The 26,117-nt window shown below is 55.8% G+C and carries 18 protein-coding genes; 12 read left to right on the forward strand and 6 right to left on the reverse strand.

All coding sequences use genetic code 11. The features are described from left to right. Nucleotides 1–15 precede the first annotated feature (15 nt). The 3 genes from CA54_RS25855 (at nt 16) to CA54_RS25865 (ending at nt 2,949) form a co-directional block, all read left to right on the forward strand. Nucleotides 16–945 carry a ThuA domain-containing protein gene (locus CA54_RS25855; protein WP_197532840.1) on the forward strand — a complete coding sequence of 310 codons (930 nt, stop codon included), beginning with the start codon at nt 16–18 and terminating at the stop codon, nt 943–945. Between the two features lie 87 nt (nt 946–1,032). Continuing rightward, entirely contained in the window at nt 1,033–2,235 is a 1,203-nt protein-coding gene (locus tag CA54_RS25860) for an aminotransferase class V-fold PLP-dependent enzyme (RefSeq protein WP_146373880.1), read from the forward strand. A 33-nt stretch (nt 2,236–2,268) separates the two neighbouring features. Next, the gene (locus CA54_RS25865; protein WP_146373881.1) at nt 2,269–2,949 is read left to right on the forward strand and encodes a hypothetical protein; all 681 of its coding nucleotides are present in this window, start codon (nt 2,269–2,271) and stop codon (nt 2,947–2,949) included. Nucleotides 2,950–3,073: 124 nt separating this feature from the next. Here the strand turns inward: CA54_RS25865 and CA54_RS25870 are convergent, their stop codons facing one another. Next, the gene (locus CA54_RS25870; RefSeq protein ID WP_146373882.1) at nt 3,074–6,907 is read right to left on the reverse strand and encodes a hypothetical protein; all 3,834 of its coding nucleotides are present in this window, start codon (nt 6,905–6,907) and stop codon (nt 3,074–3,076) included. A 215-nt stretch (nt 6,908–7,122) separates the two neighbouring features. After that, nucleotides 7,123–9,252 carry a hypothetical protein gene (locus CA54_RS25875; RefSeq protein WP_146373883.1) on the reverse strand — a complete coding sequence of 710 codons (2,130 nt, stop codon included), beginning with the start codon at nt 9,250–9,252 and terminating at the stop codon, nt 7,123–7,125. 363 nt (nt 9,253–9,615) lie between these two features. Between CA54_RS25875 and asnB the strand changes: the two genes are divergently transcribed. Further along, nucleotides 9,616–11,529 carry an asparagine synthase (glutamine-hydrolyzing) gene (gene asnB / locus CA54_RS25880; RefSeq protein ID WP_197532841.1) on the forward strand — a complete coding sequence of 638 codons (1,914 nt, stop codon included), beginning with the start codon at nt 9,616–9,618 and terminating at the stop codon, nt 11,527–11,529. 436 nt (nt 11,530–11,965) lie between these two features. After that, complete coding sequence (locus CA54_RS25885) at nt 11,966–12,994, forward strand: ferrochelatase (RefSeq protein WP_146373885.1); 1,029 nt, start codon at nt 11,966–11,968, stop codon at nt 12,992–12,994. On the opposite strand, the gene CA54_RS25890 is transcribed toward CA54_RS25885, so the two are convergent. The 3 genes from CA54_RS25890 to CA54_RS25900 all read right to left on the reverse strand — a co-directional run bounded on the left by CA54_RS25890 (nt 12,991) and on the right by CA54_RS25900 (nt 15,504). Next, on the reverse strand, nt 12,991–13,260 hold the full coding sequence (locus CA54_RS25890; RefSeq protein ID WP_146373886.1) for a DUF4190 domain-containing protein: 270 nt from the start codon (nt 13,258–13,260) through the stop codon (nt 12,991–12,993). The genes CA54_RS25885 and CA54_RS25890 overlap by 4 nt on opposite strands. A gap of 184 nt (nt 13,261–13,444) precedes the next feature. Next, the gene (locus tag CA54_RS25895; protein WP_146373887.1) at nt 13,445–14,116 is read right to left on the reverse strand and encodes a hypothetical protein; all 672 of its coding nucleotides are present in this window, start codon (nt 14,114–14,116) and stop codon (nt 13,445–13,447) included. A gap of 44 nt (nt 14,117–14,160) precedes the next feature. Continuing rightward, nucleotides 14,161–15,504 carry a DUF1501 domain-containing protein gene (locus CA54_RS25900; protein ID WP_146373888.1) on the reverse strand — a complete coding sequence of 448 codons (1,344 nt, stop codon included), beginning with the start codon at nt 15,502–15,504 and terminating at the stop codon, nt 14,161–14,163. A gap of 125 nt (nt 15,505–15,629) precedes the next feature. On the opposite strand from CA54_RS25900, the gene CA54_RS25905 reads away from it, so the two are divergent. Continuing rightward, nucleotides 15,630–16,508 carry a sulfite exporter TauE/SafE family protein gene (locus tag CA54_RS25905; RefSeq protein ID WP_146373889.1) on the forward strand — a complete coding sequence of 293 codons (879 nt, stop codon included), beginning with the start codon at nt 15,630–15,632 and terminating at the stop codon, nt 16,506–16,508. Nucleotides 16,509–16,716: 208 nt separating this feature from the next. On the opposite strand, the gene CA54_RS25910 is transcribed toward CA54_RS25905, so the two are convergent. Continuing rightward, nucleotides 16,717–16,899: a hypothetical protein gene (locus CA54_RS25910; RefSeq protein ID WP_146373890.1), complete on the reverse strand. Its 183-nt coding sequence runs from the start codon at nt 16,897–16,899 to the stop codon at nt 16,717–16,719. A gap of 186 nt (nt 16,900–17,085) precedes the next feature. Here CA54_RS25910 and CA54_RS25915 point away from each other — a divergent pair, with 186 nt between their 5' ends. From CA54_RS25915 to CA54_RS25940, 6 genes are all read left to right on the forward strand, one after another. Continuing rightward, nucleotides 17,086–17,913, forward strand: coding sequence for a sugar phosphate isomerase/epimerase family protein (locus CA54_RS25915; RefSeq protein WP_146373891.1), 828 nt, complete (start codon nt 17,086–17,088; stop codon nt 17,911–17,913). A gap of 3 nt (nt 17,914–17,916) precedes the next feature. Continuing rightward, on the forward strand, nt 17,917–18,912 hold the full coding sequence (locus CA54_RS25920; RefSeq protein WP_146373892.1) for a sulfatase/phosphatase domain-containing protein: 996 nt from the start codon (nt 17,917–17,919) through the stop codon (nt 18,910–18,912). Between the two features lie 352 nt (nt 18,913–19,264). Continuing rightward, the gene (locus tag CA54_RS25925; protein ID WP_146373893.1) at nt 19,265–20,320 is read left to right on the forward strand and encodes an AAA family ATPase; all 1,056 of its coding nucleotides are present in this window, start codon (nt 19,265–19,267) and stop codon (nt 20,318–20,320) included. Continuing rightward, nucleotides 20,286–21,197: a DUF58 domain-containing protein gene (locus CA54_RS25930; RefSeq protein ID WP_197532842.1), complete on the forward strand. Its 912-nt coding sequence runs from the start codon at nt 20,286–20,288 to the stop codon at nt 21,195–21,197. The genes CA54_RS25925 and CA54_RS25930 overlap by 35 nt, the downstream gene beginning before the upstream one ends. Nucleotides 21,198–21,301: 104 nt before the next feature. After that, nucleotides 21,302–23,623: a BatA domain-containing protein gene (locus CA54_RS25935; protein WP_146373894.1), complete on the forward strand. Its 2,322-nt coding sequence runs from the start codon at nt 21,302–21,304 to the stop codon at nt 23,621–23,623. Then, entirely contained in the window at nt 23,620–26,070 is a 2,451-nt protein-coding gene (locus CA54_RS25940) for a hypothetical protein (RefSeq protein WP_146373895.1), read from the forward strand. Before CA54_RS25935 ends, CA54_RS25940 begins: the two co-directional genes overlap by 4 nt. Nucleotides 26,071–26,117: the final 47 nt, after the last annotated feature.

Raw genomic sequence — 26,117 nt, forward strand, 5'->3', positions numbered from 1 at the left:
TGGGGATGATTAATTATGTTCAATCGCCGTGAAATGTTGGCTGCTACGGTGGCTGCTGCTTCGACTTATGGGTTGGGATCGTTTCCCGCTGGCTGGGCGGATGACAAAACGGGCAAGCGCCGCAAAGTCCTGATGTACACCCGTAGTGAGGGTTACCAACATGCATCGGTCAGCCGTGACAAAGCGGAGTATGGACCGGCGGAATTGGTGTTGATGGATCTGGGCCAGAAACATGGTTTCGAAGTTTACGCCACCAAGGATGGCTCGGTTTTTACTCCCGAGAACATCGCCAAATACGACGCGTTTTTCTTCTACACGCAAGGGGACTTGAGCAAATCCAAAAGCCGCGACGATGCCCCGCCCGTTTCGGCGGAAGGCAAAGCGGCGTTTCTACAAGCGATCAAGGATGGCAAAGGCTTTGTTGCCACGCATAGCGCTTCCGACACGTATCATTCGCCGGAGCACTACGGCAAAAACCAGTTCGTCAACCAGCCAAATCGCGATCCGTATATCGAGATGATCGGCGGCGAATTCATCAAGCATGGTCCACAACAAGTTGCCAAAATGGTCATCGCCGATCCCAAATTCCCGGGACTGGAAGACCGCGGCCAATCGTTTGAGATACGTGATGAATGGTATAGCCTCAAGAATTTCGCTGATGACCTGCACGTGGTCTTAGTCCAGGAAACGGCAGGCATGAAGGGGAGCGATTACGACCGACCAAACTTCCCCGCCACCTGGGCACGGAAACATGGCAAAGGCCGCGTGTTTTATTCTTCGATGGGACACCGCGCCGACGTCTGGACGAATCCGATCTTTCAGAATTTGATCCTCGGCGCACTCTCCTGGGCCACCGGGAACGTCAATGCGGACATCACCCCGAATCTCCGCGAAGTCACGCCGCAATTCGCCACCATGCCTCCCGCACCGGCGAAAAAATCGTAACGCCGGCACAACTGTCGCTGCCGAGAATACAATCGCACTCCAAGCCGATGGTGACAGCCGTCGGCTTTTTTTTCATGAGGTCACTCAGTGGGCATTTATGAAGACTTTGGGGTCACCCCCGTCATCAACGCCACAGGCGCTGTCACGCGACTGGGAGGCGCCCCCATGCCGCAACCGGTGCTTGACGCGTTCGTCGCGGCCGCCGGTGATTGTGTGTCGTTGGAGGAACTGCAAGCGGCCGCTTCCCGGCGGATTGCCGCTGCCACCGGCGCAGAGGCGGGGATCGTTACGGCCGGCGCTGCAGCAGCGCTGACGTTGGGCAGCGCTGCCATGATCACCGGTGACGATTTGGGCAAAATGGAACGCCTGCCGCACTGTGATGATTTTGCCTGTGACGTTCTCATTGCCCGCGAACAGCGCAGCGGCTACGACCACGCTGTCCGTGCTTCGGGGGCGCGCTTGGTAGAAGTGGGCTTTAACGAAATCGTCGCCAACGCCGGTGTACGACGAACTGAGGTTTGGGAATACGAAGCGGCGATCACTCCGCAAACGGTGGGGATCATCTATAGTTTTTCGCCGACGTCACGGCCCGATTTGAGCGAACTGGCTGCGATGGCGCATCGCCACAAATTATCGGTACTCGTCGATGCTGCCGGTGAATTGCCGCCGCGGGCACATCTGACGGCGTTGATTGCTGCCGGCGCGGATTTGGTCGCCTTTAGCGGCGGCAAGGCGATTCGCGGCCCACAGTCGACGGGCATTCTGGCTGGACGCGGTGATTTGATTCGTGCAGCGGCGCTGCAGTTTCTCGACATGGACGACCATCCCGAATTGTGGGAACCGCCGCCGGAGTTGATCGACCGCGACAAACTTCCCGGCGTACCGCGGCATGGATTCGGCCGCGGGTACAAAGTCTCTAAAGAGGAAATCGTCGCCCTGCTCACCGCCCTGGAACTCTTCACCAGCGGTGCCTACGACCGATTGCTGGAAGATGACCACCGCCGCTTACAAATCATCGCCGACGCACTGGCCACCGCACCTTGCACCTGCCAGCTGCTTGCGAGCAGTTACGGCGAATCCGCACCGCAGTTGGAAATCGAAATCAACGAATCAGCGCTCGGCAAAACCGCCTTCGATGTTTGCCGCGAATTGCGCACTGGCAGCCCACGGGTCTATGTGGGGCATGGGAAACTGCGCGAGGGGGTGTTGGTGATTCAGCCGTTGCATTTGACAGATGAAACAGCAACGGCGGTTGGAGTGGCAATCGTAAAATGTCTGGGCAGAGATTAGATTTTCCGCAGAGTTCGCAGAGGGCCGCAGAGAATGATTTCAGCGCGTAATCTGTCCAAACTACCAGATATCGCGGGACTGCGGCGACTGTTTCAATCGCTCGCAATGCTAGATGCGATACTCAGTCCGGAATGGGAACATCGATATTATTCGTTCAATTGCCATTGGGCTCCAGAAGAGGAATTGGGTTCGATGCGCAACGGCTGTGGGGACGAACTCTTTGCATTATTCAACCAACACGGTTGTTTCATTAAGGGATTCTCACACGAAGCGATAATGACACCATCCCGCGACAATCCGCCTAAACTCTGGCCGGGATTATTCTCGAAGGTCCCACAGGAGTTCTCGGAATTCTTGAATGAACCTGCTATTGATATTGAAAATTCCACGTTCTGTTTCTGGAGACACAACGACACCGTGGAATGGCAACTTGGCGACTTGAAGTTCCCCGCTGGCAACGATCCCGATGGTTCGGGATATTTACTTACCCTTCTCGATGGTGCTCCCGAGACATACTGTGTGTGGGCGGAAGAATATTACCAAGAGACGTGGAATGACTCGTCCGACCTGACCCGCGACGCGGTAGCGGCGGTCTATGGCCATCAACCGTTATCAAATGAATTGGTTTCGGCGATCAATTCAAACTTGAGGCTCGAAGATTTGACTGATGACTTGCTCGTCATCGGATACCCAATTCAAAATAAGCCAGCGTAGGGTCAGTTTTACCGGGTGTTTTTCCTCTGCGATTCTTCGCGTTCGCTGCGGTAAAAATATGACAACGCGCAATTGGAGACAGATGTTCGCGTCGTCATGCACAGCATGACCTACGAGCTTCAGCTTATTTTTTCGAGTTTCGCTTCGCAGGTTTCACATTCGCATCTTTCGATAGGCTGCGGGTGTAGGCTCTTAGTCGCTGGCGATAGGTCAGTGGGACTTTTTTGCGGGCCTTGGCATCGAATTGTTCAATGCGTTGTTCGTTATTGGTGGTGCTCGATCGCTTCTTGATTTGCGTTTCTGGATTTAAGTCCTTGAGCATCTCCTCGAATTGCCGTCGTTCGGCAATCGCAGCGGGGGTGTCGCTCGGTTTTTCTTCCAGCCGCTGCAATTTGTTTTGCATCCGATCAGAGAATTCTTGTAACTGTTCTTCGGTCCAGCCGAGTTCTTCCAACAGTTTTTCGTCCACTTCGCCCCGCTCGATATCTCCTTGGATTTTATCGAGCACCAATTCGGTGGCCTTTTTGGTGTAATCCAAATTCGCCTGTTCGGCGGAGGCGGGTGGCTTGGATTCTTTTCCTTCGCCTTCGCCTTTTTCGGCGGCTTGTTTCCCGTCAGCATCGCCGTCCGCTTCGGCACCGGCGTTGGCCGCGTCTTCGTCCGATGCGTTGTCTCCCTGGGGCGCAGATGAGGCACCGCCGCCGGTGCTATCGGACGATGAATCGCCTGCTTTTCCTGGTTTGGAACCACTTTCTTGACCCGATTGTTCCGATTGACTGTCACCCTTCTCCCCCTCTGCCCCTTCACCCGGTTCAGAACCGGGTTGGCCTTGACTGTCGGAGGATTCACCCGGTTTGTCTCCCGGTTTGTCTCCCGGTTTGTCTCCCGACTTATCTCCTGAATCGCCCTCTGGACTCTCTCCCGATTCCCCTCCCGGTTGATCACCACCCTGTCCTTCGGGTTTATCGCTTGGTGGGGTCTCGGATGTTTCGGCTGGAGGTTCTTGAGATTTTTCACCCGGCTGGGGTTGGGATTCGTTAGGTTGCCCCTGTTTTTGCGGATCCTTATCGCTGTTCGGTTGCGGTTTTTCGGGGGCCTTGTCGTTCGGTGCGGTGGGCTCGCCTTTTTTCCCGGTGTTTCCGTTTTCGGCTTCGGGCACATGCTCTTTCTTCTCACCTTCGCCGTTGGGTTCTTCTCCTATGGCGTCCGATTTTTGTTCCGGTGGTGACTTCGTGCCTTCGCCAGGCTTGGCCTCCGGTTCATCATTTTTGTTCTTTGGCTCTGATGGTTTGGGCGTGGCCTTTTTGGCATCAGGGTCGTTGGGATCGCCTTTTTCATTAGCCTGGGGTTTGGCGTCGGGATCGCCCGGTTTGCGGCCGGCTTCGTTTTTGTCTCCCTCGCGGTCGAGTTTTTTCTGGGCCTCTTCGGCATCTTGATCGTCGACCGCTTTCCCTTTCCCGGTTTCTTCGCCGGTGGCGTCGGTTTTCCTGGCATTTTCGTCGTCGGCAGCAGGTTCTTCGGTCCCCTGGACGTTGTTATCTGGTTGGCCGGGGTCCTTTGCATCGGGCTCGTCGTCGGTTTGATTTCCGTCGCCCGAAGCCGTATCCGGTTTAGGCTGATCGGTCTTATTGCCCGGAGAGGAGTTGTTGGAATTCGGATCGTTCTCGGGTTGATTATTGTCGCCGGGATTCGAGTCAGTGTCGCCGTTTTCTCCACCAGGATCGCTTTGTTGTGGCTGTTCCCCTTTCGGCTTGCCTTGGTTCTGCTGGGAGTCGGAGTTTTGGTCCGGGTCACCCGTCTGCGTGGAATCCCCATCCTGCTGATTCGTTTGGTCGCCCTCAGACTGTTCGCCTGGTTGCGGCTGATTTTCACTCTCTTGTTTTTCGCCCTTCTCGTTGGGTTTTGGGTCCGGCTGCTTTTCTTGTTGTTCTTTTTCCTTTTGGCGATCAAGGATCCTTTTCAGGGCTTCTTCTTGGTCTTGTTGATTTTCCGGATCCAAGGAACGTTTCTGTTGCTGTTCCCCTTCTCCCGAGTCTCCGGAATCTCCAGATTGCGTTTCTGAGGATTGATCCCCTGAGTCCTCGCCGTCCGACGTGTCGTCTCCCCCCTTGCCCGATTCGGATGGCTTGTCCGAGGGTGTCCCGTCTTCGCTCTCTTCATCGCCCGGTTCGCCTTCTCCCGAATCACCCTCCTCCGGTTCCCCTTGTTTCGATGCGCCCTGGCCCTGTTCTCCCTCTTCGGGCTGCCCCTCTTCGTTGGGCTGGTCTTCTTGTTGTTGGTCTTGCTGTTGTTCCGCTTGCTCCTGCTGTTTTTGTTTTTCTTCTTCGAGTTGCTGTTGCGCTTCTTCCACGGTGACCGGCTCGATAATTTCGATGTTCAGTTTCGCGGTCTGCTTGGTGTTCGCCAATGGCGTGCGGTTGTCTTTAGCCTGCAGATAAAACGTCAACCGCTCACCGGGCGTGAGCTTGAGCGGCTCCAGTTTCCAATCATATCGGCCTTGCAGAGTCTTACGGGGGCTGTCTTCGTCCAGCAGTGGATCAGAGACGATCACGCTGCCATCTTTCATAGCGATCAGTCGGACCGAACGGAGGCGAAAATCGGGATCGGCGGCGCGAAATGCGAGCGGAATGATCCCATTGGCCGGCATCTGCAAGTCGCGTTGCGGCGCCAACAATTCCACCATCGGGGCGAGGTCGGGTTTGATGACGACGTTGTAGCGCGTTGGATCGGGATCGGAGCGGCCATCTTCGGTTTTGCATTCAATCCAATAATGGGGGGCGAAGGTACCGTCGTCGCGGATCACTAATTTCCAGTCCGCCGACAATTGCGTGCCGTCGGTGATCGTCATGCGGACTTCTTCACCGGTCGGCTGGTCGCCCTCGACGAAGACAACTTTCGCGGTCGACACGGGGATGGTGGCCTCAGCATTGATGCGTACCAGTGTCCCCTCATGTGCGCTGATGTGCCCTGTTGGTTCGGTGCGGTTTTCCATTTCCATATAGGAGGGGAATTCATAGGCAACCGAATTGACCGTTGCCGAGGGTGGTTTGACCACCGTGATTTGAAAATCCTCGGTTTCCGCGTCGCCGGCGACGATGCGGTAGGTCATGTTCTCCAGTAATCCGCGCCCGTTCTCGCCGGACAATTCAGCGACAAATGCAGTCAGCTCCGCGTCGGGTTGCTCCATCGGCACCGGTTCATCGACGTACTTGCGGTCACTCGTCGAATAATAGAGCGTCACGTGCTCGGGCATGCGGCCGCCGATATTGGCTTTTACCGTCACGTTTTCGCGAGCGACGACGGTGACGTTCCCCGGCTCGACATCCGTAATGCGTGTTTGCGTGGGTGGAGCCGTCGCCGAGGTCGGTAGCAGCGCCCGCTTCACTGAGGCGAGGATATCCTTGGGAGAGAGCAAGGCATACAAACAGCATGCGGTCACGATCACCAGCAACAGGTAGGAGACTCGCATCAATGGGCGACGGTCGACCGCCTGATCGACGTCGACATGCGACAATTCCAAGGCCGCATGTTTTTCGATGGCAATTCGCACATGTTCGGGAATCGGCTTGTTGGTATTTTGTAGATCGACCAGATTCACGAGCCCCCCTTTGAGCGACGGTGTGGACTGTTCGATCTGTCGGGCTGCGTAGAGCGAATTGATGCTCCGCATGTACGGAACGACAACCCGCCACACAAACCAGCCGACTCCCAGTGCCACTGCGGAGAGCAAGAGGCTCAGGCGGGCGAATCGGCTGAATCCGCCATCGATGAACCAATGGTCCAGGACGGTAAAGATCAGCAGATAGGCCAGTCCCAGAGTCCCAATCCAACCCAGCGTCGTGAGAATTTCTGTGGATTTGATCCCGGATTGCGTACGCGACAGGTGGAATCCGACATATTCGTCAAAATCGACGTATTGTTGGGGTTTGTCGACCGTTGAATGTTCTGTTGTCGCCATAGTTCACCCGGTTGAGATGTGCGAGCGTGGCCCAGGTCACATTACGGGAGCCCCGTGATGTGCCTCACAATATACTATATCGTACCTGATTGGACGACAATCAAGCCCAGAGAGTTCCCGCCGTCTCAATCGTTACCGGGAATCCTTAATATTGGCACCGGAAGGCCCATTCCGAAATCGGCCCAAATTGCTGCCAATCGCACTCATGCCTGCGCTCAATCCTGGCCGGGAATCCACAGTTTTGACTTTTCCTCACCCGACTGGGCACCGGGCGTCCAGACCTCTCCGCCAGCCGCAGCACTGCCATCGGGGGATTGAATGATGCCGCTCTCCCAGGGCGGTTGAATTCCGGTCGTTTCGACCAGTGTCTGCAGGACATTCTTCAAGTAGGGCAACTTGACGGATGTTTCTTCCCACAAACGCTTGAGGATTTGCGGGCCTCGGGGATCTTCGAGATCCCACAATCGCACCGTGGCTTCCCGCAGGTCCCACATGGCGACGGTCTCGATCGATTCGTTGCGGTTTCGATCGTAGTCCCGTCCTTTTTCGATCCATTCCAGCGCTTCTTCACGGTTGAATTTTGTGCGTGCCAAACCAACCAACTCAGAATAGACAGCACTGGTGTCGGCTTCACTGAGTAATTCGGGGCGGGTAAGTATTTCCGTGAAGACCTTGTACGACAGCGAGCAGAGTTTGGTCACAATGGCCCGCCGCAATACGTGGGTCAATTGCGTGTCGGTCAATCCAGAAATCGTCAGTCGCCGCAATTCGGCGAGAGTGAGTGTCGACAACACAGTCTCTTCACCGATCACCAACGGCGTCGGTTCGGAAACTTGCAGTCGTTCCCGCAATATTTGCGGGTCAAAAAAGTATTCTTGTTGATCGCAAATGGCTTCGAGCGAATTGATAGCCGCCGTCAATTCGAGCTTCGATTCGTCATCGCCGACAGTTTCCAGTGGTGTTTTTCCATCCAACGCAGACAACGGCAGATTCGGCCATACCTCTGCCAGAATGCGTTCCCAGCGTTCACGCGACAAGCGGTGCAATGCATGCAATGGGGTGGCCGGGGCAACGTACCAGTTGTGGTGCAGGTCATGGATTTCCGTCGGCATCGTGGCGACGATTTCCGTTTTCCCATCAAGCTCCAATTCGCCCTGAGCCGCTTCGGTCAATAGCGAGATCTGGGAATCGAGCTTAGCCTTGCCGTAGTATTCAAACAGCACTTGGGCCGGGTTGTCGGCATCGGCGTCGATCACGGTAATGTCGCCAATCAAGTTGGGTACATCCTCGACACTCATAGTCTCCAACTCATCCTGCGGTATTTGCGGGCGGTCGATGAGTTGTAGTTTGGCTGCGTAGTTCTCTTTCTCCTCGGGAGATGATTCGCCCGGAACGATGCAGGGAGTCTCTTGCCAATGGGTGAGCAATTTGGAGACGGACTTCACTTGAAACAGCGTCCGCGAAACCTCGATCCCTTCTTCGGGATCAAGCAACTCCAACATCTGGCAGAGGGTTTCGCAGGCGACCGCGTCGTCGAAATTCGTTTCCGTGCGGGCAGCTTCGCCGAAGGCTTCGATCGCTCCCGGTTCATCGCCGGACCAGGCCAAACAGAGAGCGGTGTTGTACCACAGACCGGAATTTTCCGGATCCTTGTTGGCGATCACCTCAAACGCAGCAGCGGCCAACTGATAGCAACCACAGCTCTCCAGCGCCGCCGCGGCTTGGTAGTCCTCTTTCAATTCTTCTGCGACATCGACCGATTTCATAAAGTAATCGGAACGGAACCAAAAAGGCAGCGACTGGTTGCCGTCAAATGCTGAGAGTTGTTCGACGACCGGCGCGGGATCGACTGACATTCTCAGCGACAAGGTCAAGTGCTGCCGGGCCGCCATGACTTTGTTGGATTCCATGAAATGCTGGGCCAACAAGGATCCCAAATTGGCGATGAGATTTCGTTGTTCGGCGGCTGACTGTTGCAGGGCGCGGTTCACGATGTCCTGGGAGGCCTGGTATCCGTCGGCCAAGACTGAGGTGATCGCCGAGAGCGCCAATAATTGTGGATTGTCCGGCAACGACTCGAGCGCTTCGGCGACGGCAGTTTTGGCCAGATCCAACTGATTGTCTTCCAGCAGGATGGTGGCCTCGGTCGTGCGGACCCAGACTTCGCCCGGATGCCCCGCCTTGAGTGACTTCCGCAACCGGCTGAGTGATTGCAGCGCCATGTGCAATTGGTTGTTTTGCCGCATGGACAAGATTTTTTGCATGTCCTCGACAATGTCGTTGCAGCAAAACTTAATTTTCTTGCCGCTGCCGCAAGGACAGAGTGCATAAGGGTCAATGGCCATGTGAGACATCCTTTTCGCCGGCGGTGACCGGCGTGTATTCCGTGCGGGATCGCTTTCCCGCGCTAACGACGGCATAAACGCTCAAACCAAGATCGTCGATCTCGATTCGCTAAGGTTTCAGAGAATCTGTGCTATGGATATTAGCAAAACCGTGCGCATTTGGCAGGCAACCTGAGTAATCGCTGGCAAAAATGACCTCGTCGTCAAATTGTCCCAAACTTTCCTACGTGTCACAGACAGCACAAATCGGAGATTGACTGCTTGCCGGAAAATCCGACTCGGACCAGTCGATAACGAATGAGCACAGGCAAGCGCCTGAATGCGCGCTGTCCCCGCCCCTCTAATCCCCTTGAGTACCCCCCGATGTGCGGAATCCTGGGAATCGTTGCCCAGCCGGGTGAACAGGTCGACATCGACCGCAGCGCATTGACAGCGATGCGGGACGAAATGTTGTCCCGCGGTCCCGACGGCGCGGGCATTTTTGAAAACCGCAATCTGGCATTTGCGCACCGCCGCTTGGCAATTCGCGATTTGACCGGCGGCCACCAACCCTGGGTCTCCGACGACGGCAACTGCGTGTTGGTTTACAACGGCGAAATCTACAACGACGACGCGTTACGAGATGAATTGACAGCTGCCGGGCATCGCTTCAAGTCGCGCTGTGACACCGAAGTGGTTATGGAGGCGTATCGTCGCTGGGGGACGCAGTGCGTGCAGCATCTTCGCGGGATGTTTGCCTTGGGAATCTATGATTTTCAGACGGACCGTTTGTTTTTAGCTCGCGACCGATTCGGCATCAAGCCGCTCTATTTTTCCATGGTCGGACGAGACTTGGTTTTCGCCAGCAGTGTCGCCGCGATTCTCCGGCACCCCCGCGTCTCGCCGATGCCCAATCTCAAGGTCGCCAGTCACTACCTCACGACATTTCGCGTGACATTGGGCCGCGAAACGATGTACGACGGCATCCAGCAATTACAGCCGGCAGAGTATTTGATTGCAGAAGAGGGACGGAAGGAGATTGTTCGGTATTGGCAGCCGCCACAAAAATCGAACGAGCCGATCGACTACGAGTCAGCCGCCGCGGAATTAGACACCACGCTGCAGGAATCAGTACGCTGCCACTTGGCGAGCGATGTGCCGGTGGGTGCATTTGTCAGCGGCGGCGTTGATTCCAATACCATCCTGTCAATGATGCAAACGTCGCAAACGAGCGGCCTCAAAGCATTTTGCGGGGGAGGCGATGAGGCTTCGCCTGATTTCACCTATGCCCGCCGCTGCGCCAGCCATTTCGATTGTGATTACGACGAAGTCCATGTGGACGCGGGGGACTACTTAGAGAGTTGGCAACATCTCGTCGCACAACAACGCCTGCCCCTCTCGACCCCCACGGACGTGATCATCTATCGTCTCGCCGAGCGTATGAAACAACATGTCGGTGTCGCCCTGGGGGGTGAAGGCGCCGATGAACTGCTCTGCGGCTATGCCGTGCAACATTGGTCGGGCCGTGATTTCACAGCAGGACAATCGCTGCAGGCGGGACGCTACAAAGGGACGCCGCTTGAGGCGGACCAGGCCCGTGAGTCGTTATTGCAGCAGTACGGACGATTGCAGTTTGGTTCAGAAGGGGACCATTATTTGGCGCTCAATAGCCTGATCCCCACCACGGTCAAACCGCAACTCCTGCAACCCTGGGCCTGGCAACTCGCCGAAGACGATCACTGTATGCGTGGCCATTACGACCGGATGTTCGGTGATCGTGATGGAGAACATTCGCACCGCAAACAAGCGGCGGTGATTCATCAGGTCAATCTGGAAGCCCTGCTCTCGCGGCTGGACCGTTCGACGATGGCGGCCGGCTTGGAGGCGCGTGTCCCGTACGCCGATCACGTCTTGGTGGACAAAATGTTCCGGCTGCCGATGCGCTACAAAATCGATGTTGCCGAACACGAACTCGCGCCGCATCTCTCCTCAGCGTCGCTGCAACAACGCGGAAGCCTACGCTCGAAACGCCTACTACGGACGATCGCGCAGCGCCGCTTGCCGTCGGAACTGGCCAGCCGCAAAAAAGCGAGTTTCCCCACGCCCGTGGCCAGCTGGTTCGCAGGAGCGTGGCAACCATGGGTGCAACAAACGCTCATGACCAGCCCCTTTGCGCGGAACCTGTTTCAGGCCGAACCGCTGGCCGAATTGGCCGCAAACCCGGCAGCAGCGGGAATGTGGTTGTGGCCGATTGTCAATCTCGCAGTGTGGGGCGATCAGGAATTCGCCGCTGCATAACGCGGGGGGCAATCCCCTAGACATTCCGCCGCCGCACCTTGGATTTTCCCGATCCATGGTTGAACAATCGCCCGACGGTCTATAATCGACTGTCCCCGCTCATAATCCGATGTCCATGGTGACACACATTGGAAAAAAAGCCTCACGTAAAGTCGCAAAGACGGCAAAGGGGGTACCTGGATGAATAAATTGATGAATGATGGCGGATTGTTGGGGATATCTTTCTAAAGTAAGTTTTCTTAAGTTCCATTCGACGTAACATACGTAGGTCGATGTCTCTTTGAATTGACGTTGCAAACTCCTTGGCGAACTTAGCGACTTCGCGTGAGGTTTTTAAACAACGTTAGACGGAATTCCCCGAGTTGCAGAAAAGCTGTGGGTGGATACGCCTTGAGCAACTGACAACGGTCAATACTTAGCAAGGAAACAGTCCCTCGTGACGGATGAATACCAAGCCATTTTAGTCGTGTCGTTCGGCGGTCCCGAGAAAATGGAGGATGTGATTCCGTTTCTCGAGAATGTGTTGCGGGGCCGCAATGTGCCGCGTGAACGTTTGCTGGAGGTCGCCGAGCATTACGCACATTTTGATGGGTACAGCCCGATCAACGACCAGTGCCGCGCTTTGATTGCCTCTCTGGATGAAGAATTGCAACGTCACGAAATTGAGTTGCCGATCTTTTGGGGCAATCGCAATTGGCATCCGATGTTGGCCGATACGATGCAAAAAATTGCCGATGCGGGAATCGAACGAGTGTTGGCCTATGTCACAGCGGGATACGGCGGGTACTCCGGCTGTCGGCAATATTTGGACGACATCGAACAAGCACGCCAAACCGTGGGAGAGGCAGCGCCAGTCGTCGATAAAATCCGGCTGTTTTATAACCATCCATTGTTCGTCGCAGCCAATGCCGAAAATCTGCGCGCCGCCTTAGCCGAGATTCCGGCCGCGGATCGTGACGTCTGCCCCATTGCATTCACCGCACACAGTATTCCGCAAACGATGGCTGATACATCGAATTATGTGCAGCAACTGGAGGAGAACTGCCGGTTGGTGGCGGAAGAATGCGGTGTTGATGCGGCGCGGTGGCAATTGGTCTATCAAAGCCGTAGCGGCCGGCCGCAAGACCCGTGGTTAGAGCCGGACATTTGCGATCATCTGCGCACACTCCATGCAGACGGCGCGAAACAAGTCGTCGTGATGCCGCTAGGGTTTTTGTCCGATCACATGGAAGTGATTTACGACCTGGATGACGAAGCGGCCGGTGTGTGTGCGGAGATCGGATTGAACATGGTGCGTGCCAAAACAGCGGGCACACATCCGTTGTTTGTCCAGATGATCCGCGAACTAATCGAGGAGCGGATCAATCCCCACAGCGAACGTCGCGCGGTGGGGCAATTCGGCCCAGCAGTCGATTTGTGCCCGGCAGATTGTTGTCCCCAACCGCAGCGGCGTCCGGCGAGTTAGCTGTTCGCAATCCCCGCGCCGATACCCAGCACCATCATCAAGACACCGCCTAAGATGCCGATGATCAAAAATACAGTGGCAATAATTCCACAGATCCGCCCCCCGACTGCGGAGCCTTCCGGTTCGACACCGGCGGCGCGGCATTTTTCCAAGTACGAATTCCCTTGCAACCAGGCCAGGGTTCCCAGCGGTGCGCATAGGACGAGTCCTAGAATTCCTAGAACCAGGATTGTCCCCGCGCCTTCTGGTTTTTGTGTTTCACTCACGATGCGCCTCCAATACGATCTGTCGTGTGGATTGAATAATACGGGAACGACCGTCCGCTGAATCCGATATGATCCCGTCACAGTGTCGCTGTGATGTCATTCGACCAAGTGTGAGTCAACAACGCAAGCACTTTTTCCGTGGAACAGGTGTTTGCTGCATAATATTACGCCAATGCATTCTGACTCAAACACGCCACCACTGCGTCATGCCGGCCCAGAGTTGACCAAACCAACCCAAGCAGACGTGCGTGGACCCGCTGATTGTATATCGCCAGAGGGTCTCTTCATCGTCGACCCATCGCGCCCGCCCCTTTTCAATCAATCGCTCGGCGCGTTCGCGCTGAATATTCAGTGCTGCCTCATCACCGGTTGATTCATCAAAGGGTAGGACCATATCAATTTGGGTGTCCAGTCGCTTGCGATGCGCCGCGATCAGCTTTGCTAACCTGACTTTGACGACCCGTTTGGTCCTATACAAACCGGATGGGTCTCCCTCGTCAAATCCGTCAGTCGTGACGAGCACGTCGCCGTTTTGCAAACGGGAGTAAATCCACGTCTGTTTGGTTGTGTTTCCGGCGACTTTGCCTTGTCCGCAGGAAACGAGAAAATCGCGTTCCTGTGAAAACCAAAATAAGACCAGAATATTGAAACGGGTATGCTTGTGGATACTCAATTCCCGCAAACCGCACTCCACGGCATCGGTTCTGGCTGCCACCAAATAGCTGTTGCCTTGCGGGAATTTTCCTTCGAGCGGTGGACTGTAGGCGATGAGTGGATGTTTCTCCCACATGGACACGCTAAACAGCAGCAACATCACACCGGATATCCACGCGAGCGCTATCCACGGATCAAACATTCTTTGCGAGCCCTTTTTGCTGTGATGTCATTACAGGTGCCAACCTAAAACAACTCCCGCACAGCCGCCCCGGTGCTCAACGGCAGCGGGCGACCTTGTGCGTCGTACATCAGTTGTTGTGGATTTAAGCCTAAAGCGTGATAGATCGTCGCCACGACATCGGGCGGGCTGGTGGGGCGTTGTGTGGGGTAAGCGCCGATTTTGTCCGAAGCGCCAACGATGTTTCCTCCGCGGACGCCGCCACCGGCAAATAACACCGAGCCGCAATGCCCCCAGTGATCGCGTCCGCCGTTGCTATTCACCTTCGGCGTGCGGCCGAATTCGCCCATCGTGACCACCAGCGTTTCGTCCAGCATGCCGCGCTGTGCAAGGTCGGCCAATAACGCCGCCAGTCCACGATCCAGCGTGGGAAGCAATTCATCCTTCAAACAGCCGAAGTTGTTTTTGTGCGTATCCCAACCATCGCATTTCGTCATGTGATTGAAGTGGACTCCCACGAACGACACGCCCCGTTCGACCATCCGTCGCGCTAACAGCAGACTTTGCCCGAAGCGGTCGCGGCCGTAGGCATCGCGCAAGGCGGCGGGTTCAGCTTCCAGGTCGGTGAGACTGCCCCCCGCGGATGTGCGGCTCATTTGGAAAGCGGTTTCGCGGCTGGTCAAGTATTCCCGGGTGCGCAGCGATTGGGGAGGTTGGCCGTCAAGAATCGCTAACAGTTGCTGACGTTGCTGGGAACGTGATGCGGAGACTCCTTGTGGAAGATCCAATCCCGGCAATGGTTGTCGGGGATCGTCGTTGATCGCCAGCGGATCGAATCGCGGCCCTAGAAATCCCGAGCGGCCGCCGCCGGAGACCAAGGCGGGCGCCATACGGACTTGGACTTCGGGAATCGCCACATAAGCCGGAATGTGCGGCGCGGTGTGTTTGAACTTAGCGACAACCGCTCCCATATGAGGATAATCGCTGCGGGACGGGGGCAAGACGGTATTGGCTCCCAATGGCACCGGCGAAATGCGACCGGTCAGCGTGTGGTAGATCATGTATGGATGATCGTGATTGGGAAAGGTCAGCGACCGCAGGACCGCCAATTTGTCCGCCTGCTGGGCCAAGCGGGGGAGGTGTTCGCACAATGTCAGGCCGGGCACGTTGCTGTCGATGCCGGTAAACGGCCCGCGCACCTCAGCAGGGGCTTGCGGTTTCAGGTCGCACATATCCTGATGCGGTGGCCCGCCGAGCAGATAGACCAGGATGCAGTTTTTCGCGCGGCCGGCCAAGGAAGTCACACCGGTCGACTCACCCCGCGCCAGGGCAGCGCCGCTGAATAGCGACATCGTCCCCGCTTGCAGCATCGCTCTGCGAGAAACGCGCGACGGATGAGAAATCGTCATAGCCGGACACCGGTGGTTTGCGAAATGGGCAGTCCCCCCTATGATCCTCAGAGAGCCGGCGCAGTTCAAGGAGGAATTGCGAAATTCGGCCGTCGCGAGTTGAAGCGTATTCTAGCGAGGCGGGGATGAGTTTTTCGATTTGGGATTTGGCCATCGTGACCACCGCGGCAGCGGCGATTGGAGGCGTGTCCGGTTTCTTTGGAGTCGGAGGCGCGTTTCTATTAGTGCCGGTGCTGAACATCGCATTGGGTATCCCGGTGGAACTGGCCGTGGGGGTGTGCGCGTGTCAGATTCTGGGATTGGCAACCACCTCGATCTTGGCGCGACGAATCGACGTCTCGCAATTGAAATTGCCTTTGATCCTCTCCGGAGGATTGTTCTGCGGTGTTTTAGCGGGCGCCCGTGGATTGCGCTGGGCCAATTCGTTGGGGCAAACGACGTGGTGGGGGCGCGATTTTGAGGTTTCCGCTGCGCTGGTCCTGTCGCTGTATTGTCTGTTACTGACTAGTTTAGGATTTTTGTGTCTGAAGTTGAGCCGCCGCACCGACCTCTCCCCGCGGACCGGGAACCGAGTCTTCTGGTTGTCGATTCCTCCCTATACGGAAATCGACAAATCCGGACCGGTCTCGATTGTGGGATTGACTTGGTTGGGATTGGTAATCGGCGGACTTTCGGGATTGCTAGGGATCAGCGGCGGATTGATCCTGTTACCCACCTTGACCTATCTCGTGGGGATGAGGACACACGAAGCGGTGGTTGCCTCGCTGGTGATCGTGTGGATCACGACCGCCCAAGCGACGGCGGTTCACGCGTGGAATGGAAATGTCGACCTGGCGCTGGCGGGTGCGTTGTTGTTGGGGGGAACGTTCGGCGCACGAATCGGGTCGGAAGTCGGACTGCGCGCGCGAGGCGCGCAGTTTCGTCGCTGGTTTGCCTACCTGTTGTTATTGACGGCGGCTTTGTGTGCATCGCGACTGGTGTGGATGTTCCGGGCGGACACCTAAACAGTCCGTTGAAAACGGGGGAGACTGGTTTTGCCGGTGCAACACCCAATGCAACTTTTCGATGTGTACGATTCTTGCGAAACATTGGCAGAGCCAGTGGCACCCTCGTGCTTAAAATTTACGATGCACTCGAACACCGTATTGTCAAAATACGTTCGTGCAATCGCCTTTTCGCGGTTCGAGAGGGCGCCTCGTTTGAAAGCCGGATTCAGGAACCGCGGCTGACCAACAGCCAGCAACACTCGGCAATTCGCGTGAAAACAGCTACCACGGCGACCATCGATGCTGTTTGAGGGGGACATTCTTCGTGGATCGAGTTCGCAGCGGCATCCTGCTCGGCGCGAACGCAGACCTCTTCCATGACAGCGGGGTCGGGAATGTCGAATACCATGTCGCAAATCCGGTCGCGAGAACTGCTAAATGTGCGAAGTATTCAGCACGGACACTATCATTTCCCGCAGGGTTCGCTACAAATCCGACGAATTCGAGGTGAAATTGGCTGAGTATTTGCGTTCTAGGAGCAGGGAATACATAATCGCCTCTCACATTGAACTCTGCGGAATTGGGATACAACTGCATGAAATTGTCGCTATCGGTCCGGATTGCTGAAGCGCCCTGTAAAACGAAACTAAACGTTCCTTTTGCTGACGTCGTGGGATTGGCCCGTGAATTGGGCTATCGCGCTGTCTGTTTGCGAGCCAGCGCCGGAGGGGTACAAAGCCCGCCTACGCAACTAGTGGCCATGCGCAAAGAGGTTCAGGACGCTGGGTTGACCGTTTCGATGGTCACGGCTGATTTTGATGTCCCGCTCAATAACGAGCAAGGACCCAACAGCCTCCGCGACATCAGGCCAAGCCTCGACGTGGCTGAGGCATTCGAGTGCGATCTCATTCGCGTCTGCATGAAAAAGCCCGAAGATATTCGGCACGCCCGGATCGCGGCCGACTTAGCGGCCGAGCGCGGCATCCGTTTGGCGCATCAATGTCATACCACATCGATCTTCGAGCAAGTCGAACCGATGCTGTCGGTGTTGCGCGAAATCGACCGTGAGAATTTCGGTTTGATCTACGAGCCGGCCAATCTGTTGCTCAACGGAGAACCATACGGGACAGAGACGCTGCAAAAATTGAAGCCGCACCTGTTCAACGTCTATGTGCAAAACCACAAATTGGATCCCAACGGTCCGGTGGAATTAGAAACTTGGTGTCGCGGGATGCAGCGGTTTCATCACATTCCGATTTGGGAAACCGGTGGGGTGGACTTTGCGGAGGTCATGGCGGGATTGCAGACAGTTGGCTATGACGGATATTTCACGGTCCACCAAGCCTATGCGGAAATCATGGGGCCTCGCGAAGCGGCGGTGGAAAGCTACAACTATCTCACCAGCATCGCCGATTTCAAATAGTCTATGAATGCCGTTATCGTCAGCTTTGAGCGTTTGCCGTTGGGATTGCTGGGTTGTTATGGCAGTCAGTGGGTTCAAACGCCGAGTTTCGATCAATTGGCGACTGAGTCGATCGTATTCGACCAGCATTTTGGGGAAAACTTTGATCCCCAAGCAGCTCAGCAGGCGTGGTGGACAGGACAATATCAATTTCCCCGCACCCACGACCAGCAGGCAACATCGACAACTATTTTTGAAACGTTTCGCAGCCGCGACATCGAAATGCAGTTGCTTGATTTCGATGCGAGCGAATCGGGCGATGACGGACTCCGCGCGGCGCAGACAATTTTCGACAATTGGAACGCCTCGAAAGATGCGCAGCACCTACTGTGGATACAATGCGCAGGTACGCAACTTGCGGCATCCACCGCGTGGGACGTGGGCGTCGAGCGGTGCGCCGCACAAGTGGTCGCCTGTGATGCTGTATTGCAAGCAATCCTCGCCCAGGTCGCTGGATTGGGTGGCGAGCCGCCGTTACTGATCGTAACGGCTGCCGCAGGGGAAATTCTTTTCACGCGCGATTCCGCAACCGATGCCGACCATGAGTCTCCGTTGCACGAAGAACGCGTCCACGTTCCGCTGATTGTCCACTTACCAGGCTCAGACCAACAGGGCAGCCGACGGCAGACGTTGACGCAAGCGGTCGATATCGCTCCCACCCTGGCCGATTGGTTCGACATTGAATTCGACGAGTCGGAACGTACAGGAAAAATCCTGCTGCCGTTGATCGATGGCCGTACCACGGCGCTGCGCGAGCGGGTCTATATGGGAGATGCGGCGACGCAGGCGGTCCGCGACGTCGATTTTTGTTTGATTCGCTCCGAGACGGCACCGCTGCAGTTGTTTCTTAAGCCGGAAGACCGCTACGAGCAGGCGGATGCTGCGCGGGAATATCCCGATGTTGTCGACGCGATGGAGTCGGCATTGGATGAATTCCTAACCGGTTTCGGGTCCGCGTAAGAGCGTTCCGTGAAAATTCTGGGGGACGGAAAACAAAATCCGACTTGCGTAAACCCATGCGCTATAATAGTTTTTGTTCTACCAGTCAGGGATGTACGGTCGAACGGACTCGAGGCTTGGGGAGAAGTGAAGATCTGATGAACCCACCAACGCTTGGCAATCCGCGCTGCCGACAGACCTGCGAACATCGTAATCCCGGTCGACTTTGTCAAGATTTCCGGTCGCTCCCACCTTACCGGCTGCGTAAGATGGTAAGAGGCGTGACGCAGTTTGTCATTCCGACGCTCGGGTTGTCCGTCCGACAATTTCGACAAACCTCAACACTTACCGACTTCGAAAGAACGGCGCAATAATGGCAGAACCCACCTCGGGCGGCGATGGATCCGCCGCGGTCGCCCAGATTCAGGCGGCCTACCAGCGAATACGCGAACAGATGTCGCAAGTCATCGTGGGGCAGGAGCATGTGATTGACCAACTGCTCATCGCCCTGTTCAGTCGCGGACACTGCATTTTGGAAGGTGTCCCCGGTCTGGCCAAGACATTGATGATCAGCACGCTGTCGCGTTGTTTGTCCATGAGTTTCAGCCGCATCCAATTCACCCCCGACTTGATGCCAGCCGACATCACCGGCACCGAAGTTTTGGAAGAAAACCGCTCGACCGGTAAACGGGAGTTCCGGTTTTTGGAAGGTCCGCTGTTTTACAACGTGGTCCTGGCTGACGAAATCAACCGGACGCCTCCCAAAACACAAGCGGCGTTGTTGGAAGCAATGCAGGAACGGCAAGTGACCGTTGGTCGCGTGCGGCATCAATTGAGCGATCCGTTTTTTGTGTTGGCAACGCAAAACCCGATTGAACAGGAAGGGACCTACGCGCTTCCCGAAGCGCAACAGGACCGGTTCATGTTTAAGGTGAATGTCGATTATCCGAACTTTCGCGATGAGTTTTCGATTGCCAAGCAAACGACCGCTCTGCAGACCGATAGCATTCAACCGGTGCTCAGCAGCGAAGAGATTATCGCACTACAAAAGGTTGTGCGTGAAGTCCCGGCCTCGGATCACGTGATCGAATATGCGTTGGCACTCGTCCGGCAAACGCGCGTTGGCGAAGAAGGTGTTCCGGATTTTGTGACCGACTGGCTCAGTTGGGGCGCGGGACCGCGGGCTGTGCAGTATCTGTTGTTGGGAGGCAAGGCTCGTGCGCTGCTTAATGACCGCAGCTACGTTGCCACCGAAGACATTGCCGCTTTGGCAAAGCCGGTCTTGCGGCATCGGATCGTGACAAACTTTTCGGCCGAGAGTGACGGAATCACCCCCGACCGTGTCATCGATCGGCTCCTTGAAGAAACTCCGTCTAAGGAAGGTGCACTGACGAGTGACCCAAGATTCCAGAAGATTTTTGCAGCCTGAGGCGATTTCGCGCATCGCCCGCCTCGATTTGCAAGCCCGCCACATCGTGGAAGGGTTTCTTTCGGGTTTGCACCGTAGCCCCTATTTCGGCCAATCGATCGAATTCGTGCAACATCGCGAATACGTCTCCGGAGACGATCCGCGCAACATCGACTGGAAAGTCTGGTCCAAAACCGACAAGTACTACATCAAGCAGTTCGAAGAAGACACGAATCTGCGGTGCACGCTGTTGGTCGATGCCAGCGAATCGATGCAATTCGGCAACGGGCCTTTGAATAAATACGAATACGCTTGCGCCGTCGCTGCCAGTTTGGCGTATTTGTTATTGAAGCAACAGGACTCGGTCGGCTTGGTGGCGTTTGACGGACAGATCCGCGCGCAGACTCCGATGCGGAGCTCCAATAAACACCTGCATGCGATCATCGCCGGCTTGGACGCCGGGGAACCTTCCCGCAAAACTGAGATGTACGACGTACTACGTCGTGTGGCGGACGAACGGTATCGCAAAGGGATGATCATTCTGATTTCCGATTTATTCGCCGACCGGGACAGTTTGTTTCGCGGCCTAAAGCTGCTCAGGCATCGCGGACATGACGTTATGGTGATTCATATTCTGGATGATGAGGAACTCGATTTTAACTTCACCGGCACGACACGTTTTGAAGGACTCGAAGAGACGGGTGACCTGGTCTGCGACCCCCGCTCGCTCCGCGAAGGTTACTTGCAAGCAATGGGAGATTTTCTTGATGACATTCGCCGCAGATGCGCTAAAAACGTGATTGACTACCAAACAATCCGCACCAGCGAGCACCTGGATGCGGCGCTGGCGCATTATTTAAATCATCGGTTGGGGATGGGGCAGTCGGTGCGGAATTAGGTAAAAGTGGCGAGTGGCCGGATAGAGTAGAACAGTAGGCAGAAAAAACGATACTTGGGTTGGTGTGTTCATTTGGTTCATTTGGTTTTTGAAGTGATTTGACGATGGAAGCTTGGCTTTCACAACATTTTATAAATTCTTCGCTGATCGCGGGCGGCGCCCTGTTGGTTGGTGTGCCGATCATCATCCATCTCATCAATCGCATGCGGTTTCGCCGCGTGAAGTTTGCGGCGATGGAGTTTCTGCTCAATAGTCAGAAGAAAAACCGGCGACGGGTGTTGCTGGAACAACTGTTACTGCTGCTGTTGCGAATCTGTGCGGTCGCGGCTGTGGTGGCATTGATTGCTCGGCCGATTCTCCCCAAAGACCTCCCCTTGTTCGGTGAACAGGAAACCCAACACGTGGTCCTTATCGACGACAGCGGTTCGATGCGTGACATGCTAGGGGAGACCACCGCGTTTGATGCTGCGAAAAAGATTGCCATAGAGATCGCCTCCGAGGGTGAGCGGCGTCCGGAAATCCACAAGCTCACACTGATTCTAGCTTCACAGCCGTCGCAACCGGTGTTCACGTTGCAAAACCTGGATTCCGAATTCCTGGCGGAGATGCAGTCCCGCTTAGAGACCATCCAATGTTCGCACCGACGATTTAATCTGGTCGACGCGGTCAAGGCAGCCCAAGAGATCCTGGTTGAACAAAAAGGCTCGGTGCTGAACTTCCATTTCATTTCTGATTTCCGCGATCCCGAATGGACCGAGGATGCCGCCTTGGCGACCGCCGTGCATGACATGGCTGCGGCGGGTATCTCGACCAATCTGGCCCGCACCGTGCCGGAACGACATGCGAATTTGGCCGTGACCGAATTGAGTGGACAATTACAGATTGCCGCCGCCGAAATTCCGCTCAGATTGCGTGTGAAAGTGGAAAGCTTTTCTGACCGCGTGGTGGAAAACGTGCGCGTGGCTTTGACCGTCGATGGGACCAAGCTGCCGCGGAATCTTGTGATTCCCAAGTTAGAGGCGGGTAAGACAGCGACGCAGGATTTTGACGTCACCTTTCTCACCGCCGGTCCACACGATGTCCGTGCACGTGTCATTGGAGCGGAGGACTCGTTAGAGGAGGACAACACGCGGTTCCTAGCGGTCGATGTTGCCGCCCAACACCGCGTGCTGGTGATCGACGGACATGTCAATCGTTCGTCGGCTGAGTATCTCGAGGATGCGTTAGAACCGGCTCCCGGGATTACCGGATTCGATGTGCTGTCCGAAGACGTGGAATATTTACGGCGGAATCCCCTCAATGGATTTCGCAATATCGTGTTGCTCAACGTGGGACAACTGCCGGCCGACTCGGTGCGTTTTTTGGAGGAGTACGTTGCTGCCGGTGGCGGACTGGCGTGGTTCATGGGGGATCAAGTGCGTCCCGCGTTTTATGACGATGTGCTTTACAACCAAGGCGAAGGACTCTTTCCGGTGCCGATTACTTTCATTAAGGACTTGCCTGAGGATCTGGGCGAATCGACGGACGACTTTCGGTTTGAGAAACACCCGCTATTCGCCAATTTCGAGGGGCAAGACAATCCCTTTTTGGCTGATGTCCGCGTCAATAAATATTTCGCCATCGATGAAGAGTTCGAGCCGGGACCGAACACCCGCATCATCGGCCGCTTCCGCGACGGAGCCCCGGCGTTTCTCGAACATCGTTTCGGCCGCGGTCGGATCATCACGTTTCTGTCGTCCGGCGGCCCGGACTGGACCAACTGGCCTAGAAATCCCAGCTATGTGATTTTTCAATTGGAACTACAAAAGTATCTTGCCGAATCGGCTGAGGCTGAAGCGAACTATATCACCGGCGAACCAATCACAATCCCCATCGACCCCACATTACACACGGGGGAAGCGGAGATCCGTCTCCCTTCGGCCGGTGGAGCGGATGTGATTCGACTGCGGGGCGGTGAGGCGCGGGCAGCGGATGACCAAACGGAGGACACAACCGCCCAGAACGGTTCCATCACCTATAGCGAAACCGATCTGCCTGGGATTTATGAAATTACGCGAACGCATCGGGACCAAACCACTGATGTGCGACGAAAGACGTATAACTTCCCCACCGGCGAAGAAAGCCCATTGGCGCTCGCGGCGACCGACGTGATGAAATCGCGGATCGGCAACGACGTCGAAGTTCACGTCCACGAAGTCGGCGCATCGGGTTGGATTGATGGTGAGGAGGCGGGGCAGGAAATGCGCAACTGGTTATTGCGAATTTTGCTGTTTGTTTTGTTGGCCGAACAACTGTTGGCCAAACGGCTCAGCTTTCACTCGACACAATCCGGTGTCGCACCCCTGCGAGGGAATCGCCCAACACCCACAAGCCGACCACAACGAACTGCCGCGGAACCCGCGCCAACGACGGGAGCCTCCGCATGAACGAATCCTTGCTCAACTGGTTCAACCAGGCGACCAACTATTGGAACCGTTTGGAATTCGGCCGCGAAAACAAATTTGCCTGGGTCGCCGCATTCGTCGCCGCCTTGTTGATCGCTGTGTGGATCTACCGTCGCGACGCGCTGGAAGTGGGGCGGATTACGAAAATCTGGTTGATGGCGTTACGACTCTCGGTGCTCGCCATTTTGCTCGTGATCGCGCTGCAACCGGAAATCCCAGACAACAAGATGTTGGTCAATCCTTCGCACGTGGCGGTGGTGATTGACACATCACTGTCGATGAGCATCCCCGACAAGGTCGTCCCCGACCCAGTGACGGCGCCGACAACCACAGTCCGACGCCCGCGTGAAGAACTCGTCAACGAATTATTCGCCAATTCCGATCTCATCGAAGACCTACGTGCCAAACACGATCTGACGATTTACACCTTTGATTCCAAATTGACCGAGCAACAACGGCTAGCACGGATTCCGGTAACACAACCCGACACAACAGTCACGGATCCCACGATTGGCGAGGGCGAAGTCGCGGAGCCTGTTTCGATTGACTGGCCGGCGATTTTGAAGCCGCGCGGGTTGGAAACGCGGATGGGTGAAGCGTTGCTCGAGGCGGTCCGTCGTGAAGCGGGGCCGACGCTTTCGGGATTGGTCATCGTGACCGATGGCGTTTCCAACACGGGTGTCGAACCGCCTAATGCGATCAAATCGGCCGCTGCTGCGGAAGTCAAACTGTTTTCTATCGGCGTCGGCAGCACGGAAAAACCGGTGAATCTGCAAGTGGCCGACGTACAAAGCCCCACCACCGTGCATGTGCGGGATGGCTTTTCTATTACGGCGCACATTCGTGGCGAAGGGTTGGATGGCAAGGATGTCCGCGTGGAGTTGCTGAGCAAACCCGAAGGTGCCGAAGGGGATCCGGTGTTGGTCGAGGAGTACGTGCAACCGCTTCCCGAGAATGGCCAACCGATCACGTTCACCTTCAATTACACTCCCAGCGATTCAGGTCGCCGCGAGTTTTTCATTCGTGCCCGTCCGGTCGAGCCGGTTGAGGAAATTATTGCCGAAGACAATGAATCGAAGGTGACGGTCGAAATCAACGAGCGCAAAGTGAAAGTCTTGCTCGCAGCCGGTGGCCCCATGCGGGACTATCGCTTCGTCCGCAACTTGTTGTTCCGCGATTCTTCGATTGATTTGCACGTCTGGCTGCAAACCGGTGAAGTCGGTATCAGCCAGGAATCGGACGAGTTGCTGTTTCAATTCCCCGAAACGCGTGAAGCTCTGTTTGCCTATGATGTGATCATCGCCTTTGACCCCGATTGGAGCAAGATTCCCCCACCGCAGATCGACAACCTGATGGATTGGGTGTTCGAACATGCGGGAGGACTCATGATTGTCGCTGGTGAGGTATATACGCCGGCCGTCGCCTCTCTAGAATCAGACGATCCACTCGCTAAGCTCAAGGATTTGTATCCGGTCGAATTGGAACCACGAGTGTTCAATTCTCCATTAGCTGGCGAAGAGTTCACCCAGGCTTGGCCCCTGAGCTTTACGCCCGAGGGACTGTCGGCCGGTTTCTTGCAATTGGACGACAATCCCGCCTCGTCGGCGAATCTGTGGAACGAATTTCCCGGTGTGTTTCGCACCTACATGACCCGCGGCCCGAAGGCCGGGGCAACCGTGTTCGCCTATTTTTCCGATCCCCGCTACGGCGAAGGAAACGATCGCCCGATTTTGCTGGCTTCCCAGTTTTATGGGGCGGGCCGCGTGCTGTATTTGGGCAGTCCTGAAATGTGGCGGCTGCGGGCGTCGGATGAAGATTTTTATGAACGCTTCTGGGTCCAAGCGGTCCGCGAAGTCGGCCAAGGTCGTCTGTTGCGGGGGACGACGCGCGGCGTATTGCTCCTGGAACGAGACCGTTATCCCCTGGGGAGCACGGTGCAGGTCAGTGCCCGTGTGTTGGACGCTCAACTCAACAAACTGACCGCAGACAGTGTGGCGCTGGAAGTCTTCGATCCCGATGGCAAACCGCTCACACCGGTCGTGCGGCTCAACGGCGAGCCATCGCTTCCCGGCTATTTCAAAGGGGGCTTTCCCGTGACGCGTGCTGGAACGTATCGCATGGAATTGCAAGTTCCCGAATCTAAGGAACAGATCGTCAAACGGATCGAAGTCAAATTCCCCAACCTCGAACGGCAGCGACCGCAACAAGACGTACAACTTCTGCGTTCGATGGCCCGCGATACGGGAGGAGAATACCTGCCCATCGCTGAGGCAGCCGAGCAGTTACCGCAATTGCTCAAAGATCAAAGCATCACCACCGTGCAAACCGGCTTCCCCGACCCACAATGGGACGAAGCTTGGGTGATGTATTTGCTCGTCGGTTTACTCGGCTTGGAATGGCTCACGCGAAAATTATTCAAACTGGCATAGTTACAACTTATTGCATCCTAAGAATTCATTGAATACTGCGTTGACTG

The sequence above is a fragment of the Symmachiella macrocystis genome (genome assembly GCF_007860075.1).
Classification (GTDB): Bacteria; Planctomycetota; Planctomycetia; order Planctomycetales; family Planctomycetaceae; genus Symmachiella; species Symmachiella macrocystis.

What these genes read in the sequence shown, in the direction of transcription:
- CA54_RS25895 (WP_146373887.1), bottom strand. Translation starts at nt 14,116, where the DNA reads ATGTTTGATCCGTGGATAGCGCTCGCGTGGATATCCGGTGTGATGTTG.
- CA54_RS25910 (WP_146373890.1), bottom strand. Translation starts at nt 16,899, where the DNA reads ATGGTATTCGACATTCCCGACCCCGCTGTCATGGAAGAGGTCTGCGTT.
- CA54_RS25925 (WP_146373893.1), top strand. Translation starts at nt 19,265, where the DNA reads ATGGCAGAACCCACCTCGGGCGGCGATGGATCCGCCGCGGTCGCCCAG.
- CA54_RS25905 (WP_146373889.1), top strand. Translation starts at nt 15,630, where the DNA reads ATGAGTTTTTCGATTTGGGATTTGGCCATCGTGACCACCGCGGCAGCG.
- CA54_RS25940 (WP_146373895.1), top strand. Translation starts at nt 23,620, where the DNA reads ATGAACGAATCCTTGCTCAACTGGTTCAACCAGGCGACCAACTATTGG.
- CA54_RS25915 (WP_146373891.1), top strand. Translation starts at nt 17,086, where the DNA reads ATGAAATTGTCGCTATCGGTCCGGATTGCTGAAGCGCCCTGTAAAACG.
- CA54_RS25900 (WP_146373888.1), bottom strand. Translation starts at nt 15,504, where the DNA reads ATGACGATTTCTCATCCGTCGCGCGTTTCTCGCAGAGCGATGCTGCAA.
- CA54_RS25865 (WP_146373881.1), top strand. Translation starts at nt 2,269, where the DNA reads ATGATTTCAGCGCGTAATCTGTCCAAACTACCAGATATCGCGGGACTG.
- CA54_RS25875 (WP_146373883.1), bottom strand. Translation starts at nt 9,252, where the DNA reads ATGGCCATTGACCCTTATGCACTCTGTCCTTGCGGCAGCGGCAAGAAA.
- CA54_RS25920 (WP_146373892.1), top strand. Translation starts at nt 17,917, where the DNA reads ATGAATGCCGTTATCGTCAGCTTTGAGCGTTTGCCGTTGGGATTGCTG.
- asnB (WP_197532841.1), top strand. Translation starts at nt 9,616, where the DNA reads ATGTGCGGAATCCTGGGAATCGTTGCCCAGCCGGGTGAACAGGTCGAC.
- CA54_RS25870 (WP_146373882.1), bottom strand. Translation starts at nt 6,907, where the DNA reads ATGGCGACAACAGAACATTCAACGGTCGACAAACCCCAACAATACGTC.
- CA54_RS25935 (WP_146373894.1), top strand. Translation starts at nt 21,302, where the DNA reads ATGGAAGCTTGGCTTTCACAACATTTTATAAATTCTTCGCTGATCGCG.
- CA54_RS25855 (WP_197532840.1), top strand. Translation starts at nt 16, where the DNA reads ATGTTCAATCGCCGTGAAATGTTGGCTGCTACGGTGGCTGCTGCTTCG.